The sequence below is a fragment of the Streptomyces sp. CA-249302 genome (assembly GCF_050936785.1).
In the GTDB taxonomy this organism is placed as follows: Bacteria; Actinomycetota; Actinomycetes; order Streptomycetales; family Streptomycetaceae; genus Streptomyces.
Genome location: NZ_JBNJMG010000001.1, coordinates 6,193,590 through 6,212,608, shown reverse-complemented (window position 1 = coordinate 6,212,608; position 19,019 = coordinate 6,193,590). Strand labels below are relative to the sequence as shown.

Genomic DNA, 19,019 nt, shown 5'->3' with positions numbered 1-19,019 from the left:
GAAGCCCGCCGCCTCCACTACCCACAGCATCCACACAATCACCAGGAGACACAGACATGCCCAGCGTGTTCCTACAAGGCAGGCCCGTCGACTCGTATCCGCCGTTCGCCCCCGAGGCCCGGCGCGGGCAGGTGCGGCGGGTGACCGAGGTCGGCGAGCAGGTGCTGCACAAGCCGTGCCGGGACGTCACCGAGTTCGGGCCCGATCTCGCCGCGCTCATCGACGACATGTTCCTGACCATGTACATCGCGGAGGGATGCGGGCTCGCGGCGAACCAGGTCGGGGTCGATGTGCGGCTGTTCGTCTACGACTGCCTGGACGACGACGGGGTCCGGCACGTCGGGCACGTCGTCAACCCGGTCCTCGACAGCCCGGGTCCGGCCGGCCGACGGCTGCTCGACGAGAACGAGGGGTGCCTGTCGGTGCCGGGTGCCGTCTTGGACGTACCGCGGCCGGACCGGGCCGTGGTGCGGGGGCTGGACAAGGACGGGCAGCCGCTCGCCGTCGAGGGCACGGGCTACTTCGCGCGCTGCCTGGCCCACGAGACGGACCATGTGAACGGGTACGTGTATCTGGACCGGCTCTCCAAGCGGGAGCGCAAGGACGCGCTGCGCCAGGTGGCGGACCGGCGCGACGAGGTGGTCGCGCGCCGGGCGGCCAGGGCGGCCGAGCTGGGCCGGGGCTGACCGGCCGTGCGGGACGCCGGACTCCCCACCGCCGGACCCACCGCCGGGTTCAGGGCACGGGCGCGTCGTGGTACATCTCGGCCAACGCCCTTTCCTGCGGCGTCAGTTCGTCGTCCCGCACCGGCACGGCCGAGCTCCAGTGCCGGCCGACCGGGCAGTACTGCCAGCGGTACCAGCCGAGGCGGAGGGACTTGAAGGAGGCGCCCGGGATCCAGATGGTCGTGTAGAGGTGCCCGTCGCGGCACCGGACGACGGTCCGGCCGCCCACGCCGTAACCGCGACGCCGGGCGTACACGGTCCCGACGACGAGAGCCGTCACGACGAAGATGAGCGGGGCGAGAGCTGCCGGGTTCTTCATGGTGCCGCACCTGCGATCCGTACCGAGAGCCGCCTGGGCCACTGCCGCCAGTGTGCGACGCCACCGGGACGCGGGCCAGGGGTACTTGAGCCCCCGGCCCGAATCCTGACGCGATCCGTACGCCTTCCTTACCCGGCGTACCCCCGCGTCGGCTACGCCTTCGGCGCCACCTTGCTCAGCCCGTTGATGATGCGGTCCATCGCGTCGCCGCCCGTCGGGTCGGTGAGGTTGGCCAGCATCTTCAAGGTGAACTTCATGAGCAGCGGGTGGGTCAGACCGCGCTGGGCCGCGATCTTCATGACCTTCGGGTTGCCGATGAGCTTCACGAAGGCGCGGCCGAGCGTGTAGTAGCCGCCGTAGGTGTCCTTCAACACCCGCGGGTAGCGCTGGAGGGCGAGTTCGCGGCTCGCGGGCGTCGGGCGGGCGTGGGCCTGGACGATGACGTCGGCGGCGATCTGGCCGGACTCCATGGCGTAGGCGATGCCCTCGCCGTTGAAGGGGTTCACCAGGCCGCCGGCGTCGCCGACGAGCAGCAGCCCGCGCGTGTAGTGGGGCTGCCGGTTGAAGGCCATCGGGAGGGCGGCCCCACGGATCGGCCCGGTCATGTTCTCCGGGGTGTAGCCCCAGTCCGCGGGCATGGACGCGCACCAGGCCTTCAGGACCTCGCGCCAGTCCAGCTCCTTGAAGGAGTCGGAGGTGTTCAGGACGCCGAGGCCGACGTTGGACGTGCCGTCGCCCATGCCGAAGATCCAGCCGTAGCCGGGCAGCAGACGGTCCTCGCCGGGCCCGCGGCGGTCCCACAGCTCCAGCCAGGACTCCAGGTAGTCGTCCTCGTGGCGGGGGGACTCGAAGTACGTCCGGACCGCGACACCCATCGGGCGGTCCTCGCGGCGGTGCAGGCCCATCGCGAGGGAAAGGCGCGTGGAGTTGCCGTCGGCGGCGACCACGAGCGGCGCGTGGAAGGTGACCTCGCGCTTCTCCTCGCCGAGCTTGGCGTTGACGCCGGTGATGCGGCCGGTGCGCTCGTCGACGATCGGGGCGCCGACGTTGCAGCGCTCGAAGAGCCGGGCGCCGGCCTTCTGCGCCTGCCGGGCGAGCTGCTCGTCGAAGTCGTCGCGCTTGCGGACGAGGCCGTAGTCCGGGTAGGAGGCGAGATCCGGCCAGTCCAGCTGGAGGCGGACACCGCCGCCGATGATGCGCAGGCCCTTGTTGCGCAGCCAGCCGGCCTCCTCGGAGACGTCGATGCCCATGGCGACGAGCTGCTTGGTGGCGCGCGGGGTGAGTCCGTCGCCGCAGACCTTCTCGCGCGGGAACTCGGTCTTCTCAAGGAGGAGTACGTCGAGTCCGGCCTTGGCGAGGTAGTAGGCGGTGGTGGAGCCGGCTGGCCCCGCGCCGACGACGATCACATCGGCGGTGTTCTCGGAGAGGGGCTCGGTCACGACGGGATCTCCCCAGGCTCGGAATCAAGTTCGGAATCAAGTTCTGAATCCGTGTGCCGACCGGCACTGGACATGGGCAGTCTATTCAGCAGAATTGATCACCCGGCTGAAGGGCTGCCCCGTGAACCGAGCTCTCCCCGTAGTACGGCTGCGCGTGCCCACCGACGAGGACGCGATCGCCTGGCACCGCGTCTTCGACGACCCGGAAGTGATGGAGTTCCACGGCGGCAAGGCCAGGGACCTCTCCGTCTACGAGGAGCTCACCGCCCGCCAGCGCCGGCACGACGCCGAGCGGGGCTTCTGCCTGTGGACCATGCTGGACGACGCCGGGCAGGTCATCGGGTTCACCGGCGCCCAGCCGTGGCCGCAGGACTGGGGTCCGACCGGCGAGATCGAGATCGGCTGGCGGCTCGGCCGGGAGTACTGGGGCAAGGGGTACGCGACCGCGGCCGCGCAGATGACCCTGGAGCGGCTCAGGGCGGCCGGGGTGGAGAACGTGGTGGCGATGGTGCTGTCGGGCAACGCGCGCTCGATCGCGGTGACCGAGCGGCTCGGCATGCGGCTCGAACACGTCTTCATGGAGCCGAAGTACGGGCAGCAGGCACACCAGTACCGCCTCGACCTCTGATCACCAAATGTAACCCAGGGTAATCAACTGCTACAGAAAGATACTTGACGCTTCCGATTAACACCCCCGGGCGGTTACCCTGCCAGTACCGCTGGGGGTGACATCTGTGCGAATAACACCCAAAACGCCCGAAGTGCGCGTCCCACGGCTCGTCGGCCTGATGGCCATGGACGCACGCAGGACGGCAGAGGCGACCGGCCTCTTCCTCAACGCGCCGGACCGGCCCGGCCTGCGCTTCCAACAGACGATGGTCGACTACGTCGTACGGCAGTACCCGCAGCCCAATGCCGAGGTACCGCGGGACTCCGTGATCTACGTGTGGTTCGACTTCGGCGAGGGAGAGGGCGGCGGAGGCGTGCGCGAGCCCCGGCTGCCCCGGCCTTCGGGAGGCGGGATGCAGCGCGAGCTGGACGAGCCGGGCGACGAGCTGACGCTCAGGCCTGCTTGAACCCGCGGTGCAGGGCCACCACCCCGCCCGTGAGGTTGCGCCAGGCCACCTTCGACCAGCCGGCCTTCTGCAGCCGCTCGGCCAGCGCGGGCTGGTCGGGCCAGGCGCGGATGGACTCGGCGAGGTAGACGTACGCGTCGGGGTTGGAGGAGACCGCGCGGGCGACCGGCGGCAGGGCGCGCATCAGGTACTCGGTGTAGACCGTGCGGAAGGGTGCCCAGGTCGGGTGCGAGAACTCGCAGATCACGACCCGTCCGCCCGGCTTGGTCACGCGGTACATCTCGCGCAGGCCCGCGTCGAAGTCCTGCACGTTGCGCAGCCCGAAAGAGATCGTGACGGCGTCGAAGGTGTCGTCCTTGAACGGCAGCTTCGTCGCGTCGCCCGCCGTCAGCGGCAGCCACGGGTGGTTCTTCTTGCCGACCTTGAGCATGCCGAGCGAGAAGTCGCAGGGCACGACGTACGCGCCCGTGCGCGCGAACGGCAGCGACGAGGTCGCCGTACCGGCCGCCAGGTCCAGGATCTTCTGCGCGGGCCGGGCGTCGACCGCCCGGGCCACCTCCTTGCGCCACGCCCGGTCCTGGCCGAGCGACAGCACGTCGTTCGTCAGGTCGTACCGTTCCGCCACGTCGTCGAACATCGAGGCGACTTCGTGCGGCTGCTTGTTCAGGGAAGCGCGGGTCACCTCGCCATTCTTGCAGCACACCGTCACGGAAGAAGCTTGGGCTTCTTCTTCGCGGCCACGTCCTCCACCCAGCCGCACAGCAGGATGAACACGGCGATCAGGATCCAGCCGATGCCGAACATGAACCACTGGCTCTCCAGCGGCAGCCACTTCTCGAACGCGGGTACGTTCCAGAACTGGTCGATCAGCGGAACGGCCAGCACCAGCGCGATCTCGTGCCAGAGGTAGATCGTCACGGCACGCGCGTTGAAGATCGTGACCGTGCGGTCCAGCCGCCGGAAGCGGGTGAGCCAGGCGAAGTCGATCCGGAAGTACGCCTTGGCCCACATCAGCAGCATCACGAACCCGGCCGACCAGAAGGCCTGGGCGAGCGGGATCTCGTCGAGGTCGTAGGTGCCGACCTCACCCTGATGCGTGAAGGCGTACCAGCCGCCGTAGCCGATCGCGGCGAGCGAGAGGACGACCACCAGGGCCGGCTTCAGCTTCTGGAGCACGCCGTCGCGGTGGGCGAAGCCGAGGATCCAGCAGAAGAGGTACGTCGACAGGTCCCACAGGGCGCTGCCGAAACGGTTGTCGGGCCCGGACCAGACGAAGTTGAGGACCAGGATCGGGGAGAGGGACAGGAGCAGCACCGGGATCGGCGCCAGCCGGAAGAGCTTCAGCAGCACCGGGGACAGGAGCACGAACCAGAGGTACGTCCGCAGGTACCAGAGGATCTCCCAGGCCTGCATGCCCCACGCGTTGCCCGGCGGATCACCGAGCGGCACGATCCAGTAGACGATCTCCCAGCCCGGCATCCAGTCGTGGATCAGCATCGCCAGGACCACGAAGAAGCCCCAGAACCAGAACGGCGGCAGCAGCCTCCGCAGCCGGCTCTTGACCACCTTGAACGCCGGGCGCTCCAGGGACTTGGCCATCAGCGTGCCGGCCAGCCCGAACATGATCCCCATGGAGGGGAACACCATGCCGCACCAGGCCCACCCGAAGGTGTGGTAAGTCACGACGCGGATGAGGGCGACCGCACGAAGGGTGTCGAAGTACCGGTCGCGACCGGTCGGCCTGGGCGCCTGCTGCTCTTCGCCCGGAGACTCGACCCGCTCCTCCACCACGACCGGAGCCACCGGCTCCGGCTCCACGGCCGGCAGCGGCGCCGTCTCCTCGGCAGGTGCCGGCGGCCCGTAGTCGACGTACTGCTGCGGATACGGCTGTTGCGGATACGGCGGCTGGGGATACGGCGGCTGCACGTACTGCTGTTGCTGCCCGTACCCCTGCTGCCCGTACCCCTCGTAGCCCTGGGCCGGCTGCTGGCCGTACCCGTAGCCGCCGTGGCCCTGTTGCTCCTGTCCCCAGCTCATCAGCTCACCCCCGCCGGAGTTCCGACCTCGCCGGTGCGCTTGAGCTTCTGCCAGCGCAGGCGGCCGCCCGTGAGGGCCGTGATGCAGGAGTGGATGAGGACCAGGTACATCATCTGGCGGTAGGCCAGCTGCTGCAGCGGCATCATCAGGAGGTAGCGGTACTTCTCGCGGTCCAGGCGGAAGGCGTAGGCCGCGCAGAAGAGCTGGATGCCGAGGACCGCCAGCCAGGCGTACAGCGCGGCCTGGAAGTCCACGAAGATCATCGAGTAGACCGTGAAGACGTCGATCAGCGGGGCGAAGACCGGCGTGACGATCTGGAAGATGACGACCAGCGGCATCCCGACCCGGCCGAAGCGGCCCGAAGGACCCTTGTCCGTAAGGGACTTGCGGTGCTTCCACAGGGCCTGCATGGTGCCGTAGGACCAGCGGTAGCGCTGCGACCACAGCTGCTTGAGCGAGCCCGGCGCCTCCGTCCACGCGCGCGCGTGCTCCTGGTAGACGACCCGCCAGCCCGCCCGGTGCATGGCGATGGTGATGTCGGTGTCCTCGGCGAGGGTGTCCTCGCTCATCCCGCCGACCTCCAGCACCGCCTCGCGGCGGAACGCGCCGATCGCGCCCGGGATGGTGGGCATGCAGCGCAGCAGGTCGTACATGCGGCGGTCGAGGTTGAAGCCCATCACGTACTCGATGTGCTGCCAGGCGCCGATGACCGTGTTGCGGTTGCCGACCTTGGCGTTGCCGGCGACCGCGCCGACCTCGGGGTCGGCGAAGGGCTGCACCAGCTGGTGCACCGCCTCCGGCTCGAAGACGGTGTCGCCGTCCATCATGATGACGATGTCGTAACTGGCGTTGCGGACACCGTTGTTGAGAGCGGCCGGCTTGCCCGCGTTCTCCTGGCGGATGACCCGGACGTTGTTCATGCCGAGCTCGAAGGCCGCGTTGCGGGCGATCTCGGAGGTGCCGTCGGTCGAGCCGTCGTCGACCACGATGACCTCGATCGGGTGGGTGCTCTTCGCCAGCGACGCGAGGGTGTTGGCGATGCACTCCTTCTCGTTGTACGCCGGGACGATCACGCTCACCGGGCGGGTCACCGTCGGCCCCCAGCTGAACCGGCGTTTGTTGCGTTGTCTGTAGTGCCGCCGGGCGAGGATCAGCATCATCCCGAACCGGCCCATCACGGCCACGCCCACGATGATCAGGCCCACCGACAGCGCGGGTACGGCCCATTCGGCGACGGCGACGGCCACGATGAGCGCCTTGCCCTCGTAGAGGGTCGCTCCGGTGGCGGTGCGATGGGCGGCCTGGAGCCGCTGGGTGGTCGTACGGCCCTGGTTGCCCTGCGCGCCCGGGGCACCGCTCGGCTGCTCTCCCGTGGCACCCGTAGCACCCGTCGTACCTGTGGCACCCGCGGTGCCGGTCGTGCCCGGAGCGGTCCCGGTCGGCTGCTGTCCGGTCGCCGTGGTGGCGGACGCGGCCTGTCGGCTGCTCACGTTGTCCTTCTCGATGACACCGCTGATGGTGGTGAAGGTGTAGCCCTTCGCCTTCATCTTCTCGATGTACTTGGGCAGCGCCTTGATCGTCTGCTCGCGGTCGCCACCGGCGTCGTGCATCAGGACCGAGGCGCCCTTGTTCTTCTTCGGCGTGGCCCAGCTGACGATCTTCGAGACGCCCGGCTTCTTCCAGTCGTCGCTGTCGGTGTCGACGAAGACGCTGGTGTAGCCGTCCTTGCCGAGCTGCTGGTAGACGGGCCAGCTGTAGTTGTCGATGGCGTCCGTCTCCGAGGAGTACGGCGCCCGGAACAGCGTGGTGGTGATACCGGCCGCGCCCGCCAGAGCGAGCTGCGTCTGGGTCATCTCGCGCGTGATGCGGGCGTCGCTCTGGTACGACAGGTCGACGTGGGTGAAGGTGTGGATCCCCACCTCGTTGCCCTGCTGGACCATGTCCTTCACGATGCCCGGATAGCGCGAGACCATCGAGCCGACCAGGAAGAACGTGGCCGGCACGTCGTACTTCTGCAGGATCTCCAGGACCTGCGGCGTGTACGTCGGGTTCGGGCCGTCGTCGAAGGTCAGCGCGATGGTCTTCTTGGGGACGGAGAGGGTCGTGGCCTGGCCGCCGCGGAAGGTGATGATCGGGCCGCCGTTGAGGATCTTGTCCGGCACCTTGCTGGCGCTGGCCCCGTCGCGGACCCGCTGGTCGCCGCCGACCTCGGCGCGCAGATAGCCGTCGAGCAGCATGATGCTGGTCAGCGCGAGCAGGAGCAGCAGGGCGAGGATGACGCGCGGTTTCTGCAGCGCCGCGGCCTTGCCCGCCGCCCGCTCCATGCGGGTGGGGGCTCGGCGGCGGCCGCGCGATGAGGTCGTCGTGGTCATATGGCTCTGGATTCCCGTCAGTTGGCCGCGCTGACGGACGCGGACGGGGTGGGGGTGCCGGAGGGCAGCGAGGTCGGGGCGCCGCTGGGCCGGCCGCCGACCTGGCTGCCGACACCGCCCTGCTGCCGCAGGCCGCCGGGTGCGTTGCCGTTGCCGCCCGGGCCCGCCTGGCCGTTGCCGCCGAAGGGCAGCAGCGAGGACGGGTTGATGGACGTGCCGATGCCCATGAAGGCCAGGCCCAGGATGACGGCGTACCCGAGACACAGGACGCCGACGAAGAGGCCGATCCGGCGCAGCAGCTTGGAGCGGCGCCCGGAGTTGTCAACGAAGACGGGCCCTTCGACGGACCCGTTGCCGCGTTTGCGGCGGCGACCTCGCTCGGTCGCGCTGATTTCGATGGCAGGCTCGGAATGCATTCCCCAGACATTAGGCAGTCTTTATGTGATCGAAATCAGTCTTCTTGTGAGGCGCATATGAGAAACGCCTTAACCTGTCTCTCACCTGAGAGTTTCTGTGAATGGCTGCGCAGGTCAGGGTAGGGAGAGACAGGCCTTATGTCTTATTTATTCCGCCCTGTTGGCCCGATTCACCCTTTCCCTCCCATGTATTTCCTGTGCATCGGCCGACAGCTTGAACACCGGCTTCGTATGAGACGTTCTCCTTTCGAATGGGACTTTGTTTCGAACCTGAGACGGAAATCACGAGAGCGGGTGCATGAGCAATGCGGAGTTTCCTGAAGCCGGCGGCCGGGTTCACCTGTCTGTTTGCCCTGGCCACGGCAGGGTGCTCCTCGGGGTCGGACGGCGGCTCGGACGCCGCGTCCGAGCCCGCCAAACAGGCGAGTGCGTCACCCTCGGAGTCGGCCGCCGAGGACGCCTCGTCGACCACGGCGTACGCGCCCTACGTGAGCGCGACGGAGGCATCCGACAACGACTCGGCCGGGTCGCCGGGGACGTACAACCTGGCCTTCGTGATCGCCGACGGCAGCGCCTGCACGCCGGCCTGGAACGGCGAGGACGCGCTGACCGACTCCTCCGTGAAGTCCCGGATCTCGCAGCTCAAGGAGGACGGCGGGAGTGTGCGGGTGTCCTTCGGCGGGGCGTCGGGGAAGGAGCTGGCGTCGACCTGCGACAGCGTGACGGCGCTGGCGGCGGCCTACGGCAAGGCACTTGACGCGGCGGGGGCCACGCAGGCCGACTTCGACATCGAGGGGGACCAGCTGACGGACTCCGCTTCCGTGGCGCTGCGTTCGGAGGCGATCGCGGTGCTGCAGAAGGAACGCAGCGACCTGTCGGTGACGTTCACGCTGCCCGTCATGCCGTCGGGGCTGGACTCGGACAGCCTGGCGCTGCTTGCCTCGGCCAACAAGTACGACGTGCAGGTCTCCACGGTGAACCTGATGACCATGAACTACGGGGAGTCCTACAGCGGCGACATGGGCGACTACGCGCTCACCTCGGCCAAGGCCGCGCACACCCAGTTGAAGAAGGTGTTCGGGCTCTCCGACGAGGGGGCCTGGCAGGGGATGGCGCTGACCTCGATGATCGGGGTGAACGACGTGGACGGGGAGACGTTCACGCTCTCGGATGCGGCGCAGGTACGGACGTTCGCCGAGGAGAAGGAGATCGCGTGGGTGTCGATGTGGTCGACGTTCCGGGATCAGCAGTGTGAGTCGGGGAGTTCCGGGGACGACGACGCGGCCACCAACTGCAGTGGGGTGACTCAGAGTTCGGGGGCGTTCGGAGAGGCGTTCGCGGGTTAACGACGTCTGTGTACCAGACGGCCGGCGCAGACGGTCGCGATGCATGCGCCGGTTTCGTCGAACACGGCGAGGTCCGCGCGGTCGGTCTCGGCGATCCGCACCCGACGTACCCCCGCCAGCACCACCACGTCGTTCCGGGCCGCCGCCGCGCGCAGTTCCGGTGAGTCGACGTACCGCTCCTGGACCGCCGTCGCCCCCGACTTGAGGACCTCGTGGATACGTTCGCGCGGGCTCGGGGCGTCCGGGAGGGGACCCTCGTGCACCCGCCCGGGACCGAGCACCCCGGGCCACCGCCGCACCCGTGCCCCCGGAAACCTCTCCTCGACCTCCGCCGGCGAACCCACCGCGGCGATCCGGCCGCCCTCGACCGCGACGGCACCGTCCTTCAAAGACGGGCCGTCGGTCCAGTCGTACCGGACCTCGTCCGCCGTGTGAATCGTCAGCACGGGCGGGTCAGTTGGAAGCCAGCAGCTTCAACTCGGGGTGGGCCGTGCCGCCCTCGATCGCCGTGGACGAGATGTGGGACATCACGCGCTCGTCGACGGGGTCGTTCGCCGGGTCGTCATGGACGAGCAGGTGCTCGTACGTCGTGGAGCGCTGGGCCGGGACCCGCCCCGCCGTGCGGATCATGTCGATCATTTCCTGGAGGTTGGAGCGGTGCTTGGCACCGGCCGCCGAGACGACGTTCTCCTCCAGCATGACCGAGCCGAGGTCGTCGGCGCCGTAGTGCAGCGTCAGCTGGCCCGCGTCCTGGCCCGTGGTCAGCCAGGAGCCCTGGATGTGGGCGATGTTGTCCATGAAGATCCGGGAGATCGCGATCATCCGCAGGTACTCGATGATCGTGGCCTGCGTGCGGCCCTTCAGGTGGTTGTTCATCGGCTGGTACAGGTACGGGATGAAGGCGCGGAATCCTCCCGTCCGGTCCTGTACGTCACGGATCATGCGGAGGTGCTCGATCCGCTCGGCGTTCGTCTCGCCCGTGCCCATCAGCATGGTGGAGGTGGACTCGACGCCCAGCCGGTGCGCCGTCTCCATGATCTCCAGCCAGCGCTCACCGGACTCCTTGAGCGGCGCGATCGCCTTGCGCGGCCGCTCGGGCAGCAGCTCCGCGCCCGCGCCCGCGAAGGAGTCGAGACCGGCGGCATGGATCCGCTGGATCGCCTCGTCGACCGACACCTTGGAGATCCGGGCCATGTGCTCGACCTCGGACGCGCCGAGGGAGTGGATGACCAGCTGCGGATAGGCCTGCTTGATCGCGGCGAAGTGCTTCTCGTAGTACTCGACGCCGTAGTCCGGGTGGTGGCCGCCCTGGAACATGATCTGGGTGCCGCCCAGTTCGACGGTCTCCGCGCAGCGGCGCAGGATGTCGTCCAGATCCCGCGTCCAGCCCTTGTCCTTGTCCTTCGGCGGCGCGTAGAAGGCACAGAACTTGCACGCCGTCACGCAGACGTTCGTGTAGTTGATGTTGCGCTCGATGATGTACGTCGCGATGTGCTCGGTGCCCGCGTACCTCCGGCGGCGCACGGCGTCGGCGGTCGCGCCGAGCGCGTGCAGCGGGGCGTCGCGGTAGAGGACGAGCGCCTCTTCGGGCGTGATGCGCCCACCTTCGGCGGCACGGTCGAGGACGGCTGCGACATCAATAGACGTAAGGTCGGCCTTCTCGGTCACCGGGGCGTGCCTTTCGTCAAGGGTTGGGCGGTCTCGGCCAGCGTACGCCAGCCCTCCGACACCCCCGACGTCAGGCCGCGAACGCGCCGATCAGCAGCCCGAGGAAGGCCCCGGAGAGCAGGAACGGCCCGAAGGGGATCGTCGTCTTCCGCCCGGCCCGCCGCACGAGCACCAGCGCACCCCCGTAGACCGCCCCGAGCAGGAACGCGGCGAACGTCCCCAGCATCACTGTCGCCCACCCGTACCACCCGAGCACGGCCCCGAGCCCGACCGCCAGCTTCACATCGCCGAAGCCCATGCCGCCGGGGTTGACGAGGAACAGCACGAAGAAGCCGGCGCCGAGCGCGGCGGCGGCGTACAGCGCGGTCGGCCAGTCACCCGCGTGCTCCGGCACGAAGGCGACGACCCCGAGCAGCGCGAGCGCGGCAGCGGCCAGCGGCAGGGTCAGCACGTCGGGCAGCCGCTGCACCCGGAAGTCGACGACCGTCAGCAGCACAGCGACGGGCGCGAGCAGCAGCCAGACGCCGAGTTCGGGCCGGGCCCCGGTGGCGGCGGCGAGTGCGGCGCAGACGAGGGCGGTGGAGATCATCAGGGCGGGGGCGCTGGGCCCGTACACCTTGGTCCTTTCCGTCCTTGTCGTTTGTACGGCGGTGTCGGCGCCGGGGCTCGTGGGGCAGTCGGCGCAGCGCGCCCGGCCGAGCCACCCGCCGATCGGGTGTTCCCCGGGGCAGGTCTCCCGCCAGGCCTCGCCCGCGGGTACGGAGAACCGGTACGCGGCTTTCGGCAGCAACGAGCCCGCCGCCGCACCCCACAGGGCGGCGATCGCGACCAACACCCCCGTGTCCACGCCGGTGTTCCCCCCAGTCCTCGTCCTCGGTCCGCGCGCGCTGCCGTGATCCGTGATGGCCACGGTAGCCCGGTCAGACACCGTCGAGCATGGCCGCGAGGCCCTGGTCGAGCGCCGGTTCCACGGGTTCGGCGCCGGGTTCCGTCACCTCGAAGGAGCGGACGAGGAAACGGTGCAGGGCGGAGGTGTCGAAGAGGATCACGGCGACGCCCTCGCGGGCCCGGAACTCGACGGCCGTCTGGACGGGGCCGCAGGGGCGGACGTGCACCGTGCCGAGACCGGACGGGGCGCCGAGGCCCTCCTCCAGGAGGGTGCGCGCGAAGGTCCAGGTGACCTCCTCGTCGTCCAGGGAGATCCAGACCGGGAAGACGAAGTGGACGGCGAGGGGATCGGCGGAGCTGTACCGGAGGGTGACGGGGACCGCCAGCTCCTCGTGGTCGGGGGTGAGCAGGCGGGCGCCGGTGGGCTGTTCGAGGGTGATGGGCACGAGGGGCTCCGATGTCGGGACGGCGGCCGGTTGCGCCGTACACCACTACGAGTCCGGGAAGGGGCTCCGCATTACGCGGCAACAGAAGTCAATTTATGTGACGTGCGACACATTGGCAGCAGTCGGCAACTTTGATTGAAAGTTTTGCCATCTACGCTGACAAACCCTTTCCCGCCTCAGCAGGCAGCAACTGGAGCGTTCCGCCATGTCCGACGGTTCCACTGCAGTTTCCGCACCGGCGTCCCACGCCTCCTCCGCCACGGCCGAGTACGCCCGTATCTACGAGGAACAGCAGCCGCGGCTGGTCGCGTACGCGCGCTCACTCACCCGCAATGCGTGGACCGCCGAGGACCTCGTCGCGGAGGCGCACTTCCGGGTGTGGCGGCGGCTGGCCACGGGGCACGAGATAGAGAACGTGCCGGCGTACCTGATGACGACGGTGCGGCATCTCGCGACGGCCGCGGGCACGGGTGTGCGGGAGACGCCGCAGGATCCGCAGGCCGACGAGCAGATCCGGGTGGGCCGGCAGGCGCACGCGGACGACCCGGCCGAGCAGGTGTCCGCCGTCGACCTGGTGGTGCGGGTGCTGGGGCAGTTGCCCGAACGGTGGGTCAAGGCGCTGTGGCTGTCGGAGGCGGAGGGGCAGCCCCTGGCCGCGATCGGGCCGCAGCTCGGGACCAAGGAGGGCGCGACGGCGGTACTGCTGCACCGGGCGCGGGAGGGAATGCGGCAGGCGTTCCTGCGCGCGCAGACGGGGGCGCCGGACGACCCGGCGTGCCAGGTCCACTGGGCCCGGATGCCGGCGTACGTCCGAGGCGCCGCGACGGCACGGCAGTCGGAGCGACTGCTCGGCCACGTGGACGACTGCGCCGACTGCCGGTCCCGCCTGGCGGCCCTGATGAGCGCGAACGACCGCTTGCCGGCACTGGTCGGCCCGGCGCTGGTGGTACTGGCGGTGGGCGGAACGGGCAAGTTCCTGCTGGGGTTTGTGGCGGGGGCGGCGAGCGCGGCGAGCGCTGCGGGGGCGGCGAGCGCTGCGGGGGCGGCGAGCGCTGCGGGGGCGGCTGGTGCGGCTGGTGCGGCCGGCGCAGGCGGTACGGCCGCTGGGGCCGGTGCGGGCGGTACGGCCGCTGGGGCCGGTGCGGCCGGTGCCGGCAGTGGGGTCGGTGCGGGCGGTACGGCTGCTGGCGCCGGTGCGGGCGGTACGGCTGGCGGGGCCGGTGCAGGCGGTACGGCTGGCGGGGCCGGTGCAGGCGGTACGGCTGGCGGGGCCGGTGCAGGCGGTACGGCTGGCGGGGCCGGTGGCGTCGGTGCAGGTGGTGCAGGTGGTGGTGCTGGGGGCGTGCATGGGGTGGCCTCCGTAGGTGGGCATGGTGGGACCGGGTTGTTGCACGGGGTGCGGCAGGCGGCGATCGGGGGCGCCAAGGCGCCGGTTGCGGTGGCTGCGGGAACGGTTGTGGCGGGGGCGGTCGCGGTGCTGCTCCTGCTCGGGCCGGGCGGGGCGGGGTCGATACCGGCCCAGCGGACGCCGGTGGCGGACGGGCCGGTCGCTCAGGTCCCGGTCGCGGAGGCGCCGGTGGAGGCGCCTTCGGATGCGGTGCGGGCGGACAAGCCTGAGCGGGAGGGGGTGTTGGGCGCGGGGGCCGGTGACCCGGTGCGGGTCGGTCCGCAGACGGGGGCGCAGGCCGGTACGGACTCGGGCTCGGACTCGGACTCGGGCTCGGGCTCGGGTGAGTCGACTGGGGCCGGTGGGAGTTCGGCCGGTGGTGGTGACGACAGTGGCAGTGGCGGAACGCCCGTATCGGATCCGCCGGTTGAGGACGAACCGACGCCCGCGGATCCGGCGCCTGGCGAGCCGACACCCAGCGACCCCGCACCCGCGGACCCGGCACCGAGCAAGCCCACACCCAGCGACCCCGCACCCGCGGACCCGGCACCGAGCGAGCCCACGCCGACCGAGCCTGCGCCCGACCAGCCGGCTCCGGCCGATCCGGCGCCCGAGCAACCGGGTGGTGGGACCTCGGAAGGGAGCGACCCGACTCCTCCCACTACCGGCGGGGACCAGGAGGACCCGGAGACTCCGCCTACGACCCCTCCGTCCGACACCACCCCCGAGCCTGATCCCGAGCCCAGCACACCGCCGGTCTCCGACCCTCCGGCTTCCCCGTCCCCTTCTCCCTCTCCCGGAGACGACTGCACTCCCCACCCCGGAGGCGGAGACAGCGACGGCGACGGCGACGGGGACCACGGCCCGCGGTAGGAACCGGAGTTACCTGATCCGCGACAGACGTGCCGTCGGATTTCCCTCCGCCTCGCTCTCCGCCACGTACTTCAGGTCGTCCCCGGCCAGGGACAGGCGGACCGTGTGTGGCGTCGGGTCGCAGCCCGCGTGGTTGGACTCGGCGCCCACCGAGGTCGTGACGAGTTCCTTCTTCGTCACCTGTTTCAGGGTGAGTACGTCGTTGCAGACGCCGCCGATCTGGTCGGTCTGCCGCATCGTGCCCAACTCCTCCCCCACAGCGGCCTGGTGCACGGTCAGCCGGAACGTGCCCATCGGCAGCGCACCGTCGAGCGCGAGCCCCTCCCCCTCCCAGGTCCCGATGTAGGCGGCGGGCACGACCCCCGGAAGCCCGGGCACATCGCTCGACGTGCCGCTGGGCGCCGTAGCTGAAGCACTTGGAGACACCGCCGAGGACGCACTCTCCGAAGAACTCGAACTCGGCCTGGGCGCCGACGAGTACGCCCCTCCGTCACTGCTCGCCGAGGTGTCGTCGCCACCCCCCGGCAGCAGGTCGAACACGAACACCGACCCCACCGTCACCGCGGCGAGCGCCCCCGCGACCGCCAGCGCCACCGTGCAGCTCAGCCGCCGCCCCCGCCCACCGTCCCCCGGCCCGGCCGAAGCCGCCACGGACACGGAGAGCTTCCCCGGCCGCTGCTCCCCGGGAACCGCGTCCCGAGGCTCCGGCACGGAAGCGGGCGGAGGGGTGGGCGGAGGAGTGGGCGGGAAAGCAGGCGCGGAAACGGGCATCACCGGCGCCGGCCCGAAGGCCCCCACAGTCGCCAGTCCGGCCCCTTCCCCACCGGCCGTCGGCGGCTCGACCGCCACCCCGTCCCCCACCGAAGGACTGCTGAACCCCACCGGCCCGGAAGGCGCCTCCTGCACCTCGAGGTTGAGCAGTTGTACGGCACTTCGGCTCACCTGTTCCACCAGTGCCCCCGGCAGCCACCCGCCGGTCACCAGTCGTGCCGCGCCCTCGGGAGCGAGGCGTCGGGCCACCTCCCCGGGTGTCGGGCGGTCGGCCGGTTCCTTGGCCAGGCAGCCCTCCACCACCTCCCGCAACTCACCGCTCATCGCACCGAGTTCGGGCTGCTCGTGGACGACCTTGTAGAGGAGGGCGGCCGAGGAGTCGCCGGGGAACGGAGGCTCACCGGTCGCCGCGTACGCGAGTACCGCGCCCAGCGAGAAGACGTCCGCCGCTCCCGTCGCGCCCTTGCCCAGGATCTGTTCCGGGGACATGTAGCCGGGCGAGCCGACGGAGACGCCGGTGGAGGTGAGGGATGCCGTGCCGTCCGTCGCGCGGGCGATGCCGAAGTCGATCAGGAGGGGGCCGTCGAGGGTGAGGAGGACGTTGGAGGGCTTCACGTCCCGGTGCACGAGCCCCAGTTCGTGCACCGCGGCCAGCGCCTCGGCGAGCCCCGCGCCCAGCGCCCGTACCGAGTGGAGGGGGAGAGCGCCGCGGTCCGTCACCGCGGCCGCCAGGGACGGGCCCGCCGCGTACCCCGTCGCGACCCATGGGACCGCCGCCTCCGGGTCGGCGTCCAGGACCGGTGCCGTCCACGCGCCGCCCACCCGTCGCGCCGCCTCCACCTCGCGGCGGAACCTGGCCCGGAACTCCTCGTCCAGCGCGAAGTGCGGGTGCACGATCTTCACCGCGACCGTGCGGCCCCCGGCGCTGCGGCCCAGGTAGACGCGGCCCATCCCGCCGGAGCCCAGTCGGCCGAGCAGCCGGTAGGGCCCCACGACGGTGGGCTCGTCGACTCCCAGCGGCTGCATACCGGCCTCCCCCGTAAGGTTCAGATGCAGGTTAGGGCTGGAGCAGTTCCACCTTCACGTCCGCGGGGAAACCCGTGGTCGGGCCCACCCGCCGCGCGAACTCCGCGACCGCCGCCAGCTGCGGATCCCCGAAACGGAAGTCCAGCGTCGTGAAGTACTTCTCCAGGATCCTCTCGTCGAAGGCCTCCCAGCGGGCCGCCTGCTCGGCGACCTTACCGACCTCGTCGAGGGAGAGGTTGCGGGAGTCGAGAAAGGCCTCGTGGACGCGCCGGGTGATCACCGGCTCGCGCTCCAGGTAGTCCCGCCGGGCGGCCCAGACCGCGAACACGAACGGCAGCCCGGTCCACTCCTTCCAGAGCGTGCCGAGGTCGTGCACTTCGAGGCCGTAGCGCGGACCGTCGAGGAGGTTGGCGCGCAGCGCCGCGTCCCCGATCAGCACCGCCGCCTCCGCCTCCTGCATCATCAGGCTGAGGTCGGGCGGGCAGGTGTAGTAGTCGGGCTGGACGCCGTATCGCTCGGCCAGGAGCAGCTGGGCGAGGCGGACCGAGGTGCGGGATGTCGAGCCGAGGGCGACCCGCGCGCCGTCCAGTTCGTCCAGCGGGACCTGCGAGACGATCACACAGGACATGACCGGTCCGTCGCAGCCGACGGCGATGTCGGGGAAGGCGACCAGGTCGTCCGCGTTGCGGAGGAACTCGACGAGGGTGATGGGCCCGATGTCGAGGTCTCCGCGCACCAGCTGCTCGCTGAGCTTCTCCGGGGTGTCCTTCGTCAGCTCGAAGTCGAGGAGCGTGCCCGTTCTCGCGAGCCCCCAGTACAGGGGCAGGCAGTTCAGGAACTGGATGTGGCCGACGCGCGGCCGGGTGCGAGAATTGTCCACATCGCGAGGCTAGACCCTATGAGGTACGGTGCATCCTTCAGGGTGCTCGCGCGGTGTCACCGCCGCCCCGCCCATCACTCGTCAATCACTCTCCGGGATCTTCAAACGTCCGAGTGACGTGATCTTGGCCTCTATTGCTTTCGGCTGCCTGCGTGCTAGGCTCGCCGCAAGTTGCAGTTTGGTTTCCCTTGCAGTACAGAGCCTGCGGAGCATGTAACCGCGGGCTCTCGTCGTTTTCAGACGTATGCAGTTGTGCAGCACTGTTTTCACACTTGCAGGTTCTGGAGCAGGGCAACCCTTTGGGCCCAAGGAGGGCTTATGGCTACCGGAACCGTGAAGTGGTTCAACGCCGAAAAGGGCTTTGGCTTCATCGCCCAGGAAGGCGGCGGCCCCGACGTCTTCGTTCACTACTCCGCGATCAACGCGAGCGGCTTCCGTTCGCTGGAGGAGAACCAGCAGGTCTCCTTCGACGTGACCCAGGGCCCGAAGGGCCCGCAGGCGGAGAACGTCACCCCCGTCTGATTCGGTCTCGGAGCCTGGTGCTTTGATCCGGAACTGATAGCAGTACCCAAGGAGCCCCGTGCCGCAAGGCAACGGGGCTCCTGCCTTTCCCCGGCCGGTTCTAGACGTGCTGCATGACCAGCACGAAGGCCGTCCCGGGGCGCCAGCACCACCGCCTCCCCCGCCGGACCGGCCTTCACCCGCCCCGAGCTCACGACCAGATGCTCCACCGTGCCCGGAATCTGCGGCTCCGATTCCCGTACGGCCCCAGGCTCGGCCCCTGCCCCGCCCTGATCACCTGCACGGACGGCGCGGGCGGCGGGCTTCGCGATTCCGGCCCGCTTGGCCAGCTCGGAGAGGGACAGCCCGGCGCGGGCTCGCTCCCGCTTGAGGGAGGCGGCGATCCAGTCCAGGGGAGGCGGGCGGGACTGTCGGTCATGTCGACGCCTCCTTCGTCTGGCTGGCCGGCGGCGTCGTCGGCGTCTCCTGCGGCGCGATCGCAGTGGCCGGCGGGCTGCCGGTGTGGGTGCCGGTGGTGATGTCGCTCGTGGTCTACGCGGGCTCGGCCCAGTTCAGCGCGGTGGGTGTACTGCTCGCCGGGGGGGCGGCCCACTGGCCGCGGCGACCACGGGCCTGCTCCTCAACACCCGCACCGCGGCCTTCAGCCTGGCCGTGGCGGACGTGATCGTCCGGGGCCGCCCGACCCGCGCCCTCGGCGCCCACCTGGTGACCGACGAGACGACCGCCGGGGTGCTAGTGGGCGGCGTACTGGCATGGCGACGGGCGCCGTTCGTGGTGGTGGTGGTGCTCGGGGCGGCGGTGGCTACGGCCGCGCTGCGGGCGCTCGGG

Annotated in this window: 18 protein-coding genes and 1 pseudogene; 7 read left to right on the top strand and 12 right to left on the bottom strand. The window is 70.2% G+C overall.

Annotation, left to right across the window (positions count from 1 at the left end; translation table 11 throughout):
* The first annotated feature begins 56 nt into the window (after positions 1-56).
* Positions 57-686, top strand: a complete 630-nt coding sequence (def, locus tag ACQEWB_RS28065; protein WP_432835702.1) for a peptide deformylase — start codon at positions 57-59, stop codon at positions 684-686.
* A 49-nt stretch (positions 687-735) separates the two neighbouring features.
* Here def and ACQEWB_RS28060 read toward each other — a convergent pair whose 3' ends face one another.
* Complete coding sequence (locus ACQEWB_RS28060) at positions 736-1,044, bottom strand: hypothetical protein (RefSeq protein ID WP_432835700.1); 309 nt, start codon at positions 1,042-1,044, stop codon at positions 736-738.
* A gap of 152 nt (positions 1,045-1,196) precedes the next feature.
* A complete protein-coding gene (locus ACQEWB_RS28055) occupies positions 1,197-2,483 on the bottom strand; it encodes a geranylgeranyl reductase family protein (RefSeq protein ID WP_432835698.1) in 1,287 nt (428 codons plus the stop codon).
* Between the two features lie 121 nt (positions 2,484-2,604).
* Between ACQEWB_RS28055 and ACQEWB_RS28050 the strand changes: the two genes are divergently transcribed.
* Together ACQEWB_RS28050 and ACQEWB_RS28045 are read left to right on the top strand one after the other, a co-directional pair.
* Positions 2,605-3,111, top strand: a complete 507-nt coding sequence (locus ACQEWB_RS28050) for a GNAT family N-acetyltransferase (RefSeq protein ID WP_432835695.1) — start codon at positions 2,605-2,607, stop codon at positions 3,109-3,111.
* 133 nt (positions 3,112-3,244) lie between these two features.
* Positions 3,245-3,559 carry a PASTA domain-containing protein gene (locus ACQEWB_RS28045; RefSeq protein WP_432835693.1) on the top strand — a complete coding sequence of 105 codons (315 nt, stop codon included), beginning with the start codon at positions 3,245-3,247 and terminating at the stop codon, positions 3,557-3,559.
* On the opposite strand, the gene ACQEWB_RS28040 is transcribed toward ACQEWB_RS28045, so the two are convergent.
* From ACQEWB_RS28040 to ACQEWB_RS28025, 4 genes are read right to left on the bottom strand one after another with little or no spacing between them, the layout of a single operon-like run.
* Positions 3,546-4,241 (bottom strand): demethylmenaquinone methyltransferase, encoded by a 696-nt coding sequence (locus tag ACQEWB_RS28040; protein ID WP_432835691.1) that lies wholly within the window; start codon positions 4,239-4,241, stop codon positions 3,546-3,548. The genes ACQEWB_RS28045 and ACQEWB_RS28040 overlap by 14 nt on opposite strands.
* A gap of 23 nt (positions 4,242-4,264) precedes the next feature.
* The gene (locus ACQEWB_RS28035) at positions 4,265-5,596 is read right to left on the bottom strand and encodes an acyltransferase family protein (protein WP_432835689.1); all 1,332 of its coding nucleotides are present in this window, start codon (positions 5,594-5,596) and stop codon (positions 4,265-4,267) included.
* Positions 5,596-7,968, bottom strand: coding sequence for a bifunctional polysaccharide deacetylase/glycosyltransferase family 2 protein (locus ACQEWB_RS28030; protein WP_432835687.1), 2,373 nt, complete (start codon positions 7,966-7,968; stop codon positions 5,596-5,598). The genes ACQEWB_RS28035 and ACQEWB_RS28030 overlap by 1 nt, the downstream gene beginning before the upstream one ends.
* Before the next feature lie 17 nt (positions 7,969-7,985).
* Entirely contained in the window at positions 7,986-8,384 is a 399-nt protein-coding gene (locus tag ACQEWB_RS28025; protein ID WP_432835685.1) for a hypothetical protein, read from the bottom strand.
* A 305-nt stretch (positions 8,385-8,689) separates the two neighbouring features.
* Here ACQEWB_RS28025 and ACQEWB_RS28020 point away from each other — a divergent pair, with 305 nt between their 5' ends.
* Positions 8,690-9,730 carry a chitinase gene (locus ACQEWB_RS28020; protein ID WP_432835683.1) on the top strand — a complete coding sequence of 347 codons (1,041 nt, stop codon included), beginning with the start codon at positions 8,690-8,692 and terminating at the stop codon, positions 9,728-9,730.
* Here the strand turns inward: ACQEWB_RS28020 and ACQEWB_RS28015 are convergent.
* The 4 genes from ACQEWB_RS28015 to ACQEWB_RS28000 all read right to left on the bottom strand — a co-directional run bounded on the left by ACQEWB_RS28015 (position 9,727) and on the right by ACQEWB_RS28000 (position 12,732).
* The gene (locus ACQEWB_RS28015) at positions 9,727-10,176 is read right to left on the bottom strand and encodes an imidazolonepropionase-like domain-containing protein (RefSeq protein ID WP_432835681.1); all 450 of its coding nucleotides are present in this window, start codon (positions 10,174-10,176) and stop codon (positions 9,727-9,729) included. The two genes, ACQEWB_RS28020 and ACQEWB_RS28015, sit on opposite strands and share 4 nt — an antisense overlap.
* Before the next feature lie 7 nt (positions 10,177-10,183).
* Positions 10,184-11,398 (bottom strand): cyclic dehypoxanthinyl futalosine synthase, encoded by a 1,215-nt coding sequence (gene mqnC, locus ACQEWB_RS28010; protein ID WP_432835679.1) that lies wholly within the window; start codon positions 11,396-11,398, stop codon positions 10,184-10,186.
* 70 nt (positions 11,399-11,468) lie between these two features.
* Complete coding sequence (locus ACQEWB_RS28005; protein WP_432835677.1) at positions 11,469-12,245, bottom strand: prepilin peptidase; 777 nt, start codon at positions 12,243-12,245, stop codon at positions 11,469-11,471.
* A 73-nt stretch (positions 12,246-12,318) separates the two neighbouring features.
* Positions 12,319-12,732: an SsgA family sporulation/cell division regulator gene (locus ACQEWB_RS28000; protein WP_432835675.1), complete on the bottom strand. Its 414-nt coding sequence runs from the start codon at positions 12,730-12,732 to the stop codon at positions 12,319-12,321.
* 205 nt (positions 12,733-12,937) lie between these two features.
* Between ACQEWB_RS28000 and ACQEWB_RS27995 the strand changes: the two genes are divergently transcribed.
* Positions 12,938-14,992 (top strand): sigma-70 family RNA polymerase sigma factor, encoded by a 2,055-nt coding sequence (locus ACQEWB_RS27995; protein ID WP_432835673.1) that lies wholly within the window; start codon positions 12,938-12,940, stop codon positions 14,990-14,992.
* Between the two features lie 9 nt (positions 14,993-15,001).
* On the opposite strand, the gene ACQEWB_RS27990 is transcribed toward ACQEWB_RS27995, so the two are convergent.
* The gene (locus ACQEWB_RS27990) at positions 15,002-16,789 is read right to left on the bottom strand and encodes a serine/threonine-protein kinase (protein ID WP_432835671.1); all 1,788 of its coding nucleotides are present in this window, start codon (positions 16,787-16,789) and stop codon (positions 15,002-15,004) included.
* Between the two features lie 31 nt (positions 16,790-16,820).
* Positions 16,821-17,669 (bottom strand): menaquinone biosynthetic enzyme MqnA/MqnD family protein, encoded by an 849-nt coding sequence (locus tag ACQEWB_RS27985; protein WP_432835669.1) that lies wholly within the window; start codon positions 17,667-17,669, stop codon positions 16,821-16,823.
* Positions 17,670-17,987: 318 nt separating this feature from the next.
* Between ACQEWB_RS27985 and ACQEWB_RS27980 the strand changes: the two genes are divergently transcribed.
* Positions 17,988-18,191, top strand: coding sequence for a cold-shock protein (locus ACQEWB_RS27980; protein WP_003992177.1), 204 nt, complete (start codon positions 17,988-17,990; stop codon positions 18,189-18,191).
* A gap of 439 nt (positions 18,192-18,630) precedes the next feature.
* Positions 18,631-19,007: pseudogene (locus ACQEWB_RS27975) on the top strand (AzlC family ABC transporter permease); the annotation flags it as partial.
* Positions 19,008-19,019: the final 12 nt, after the last annotated feature.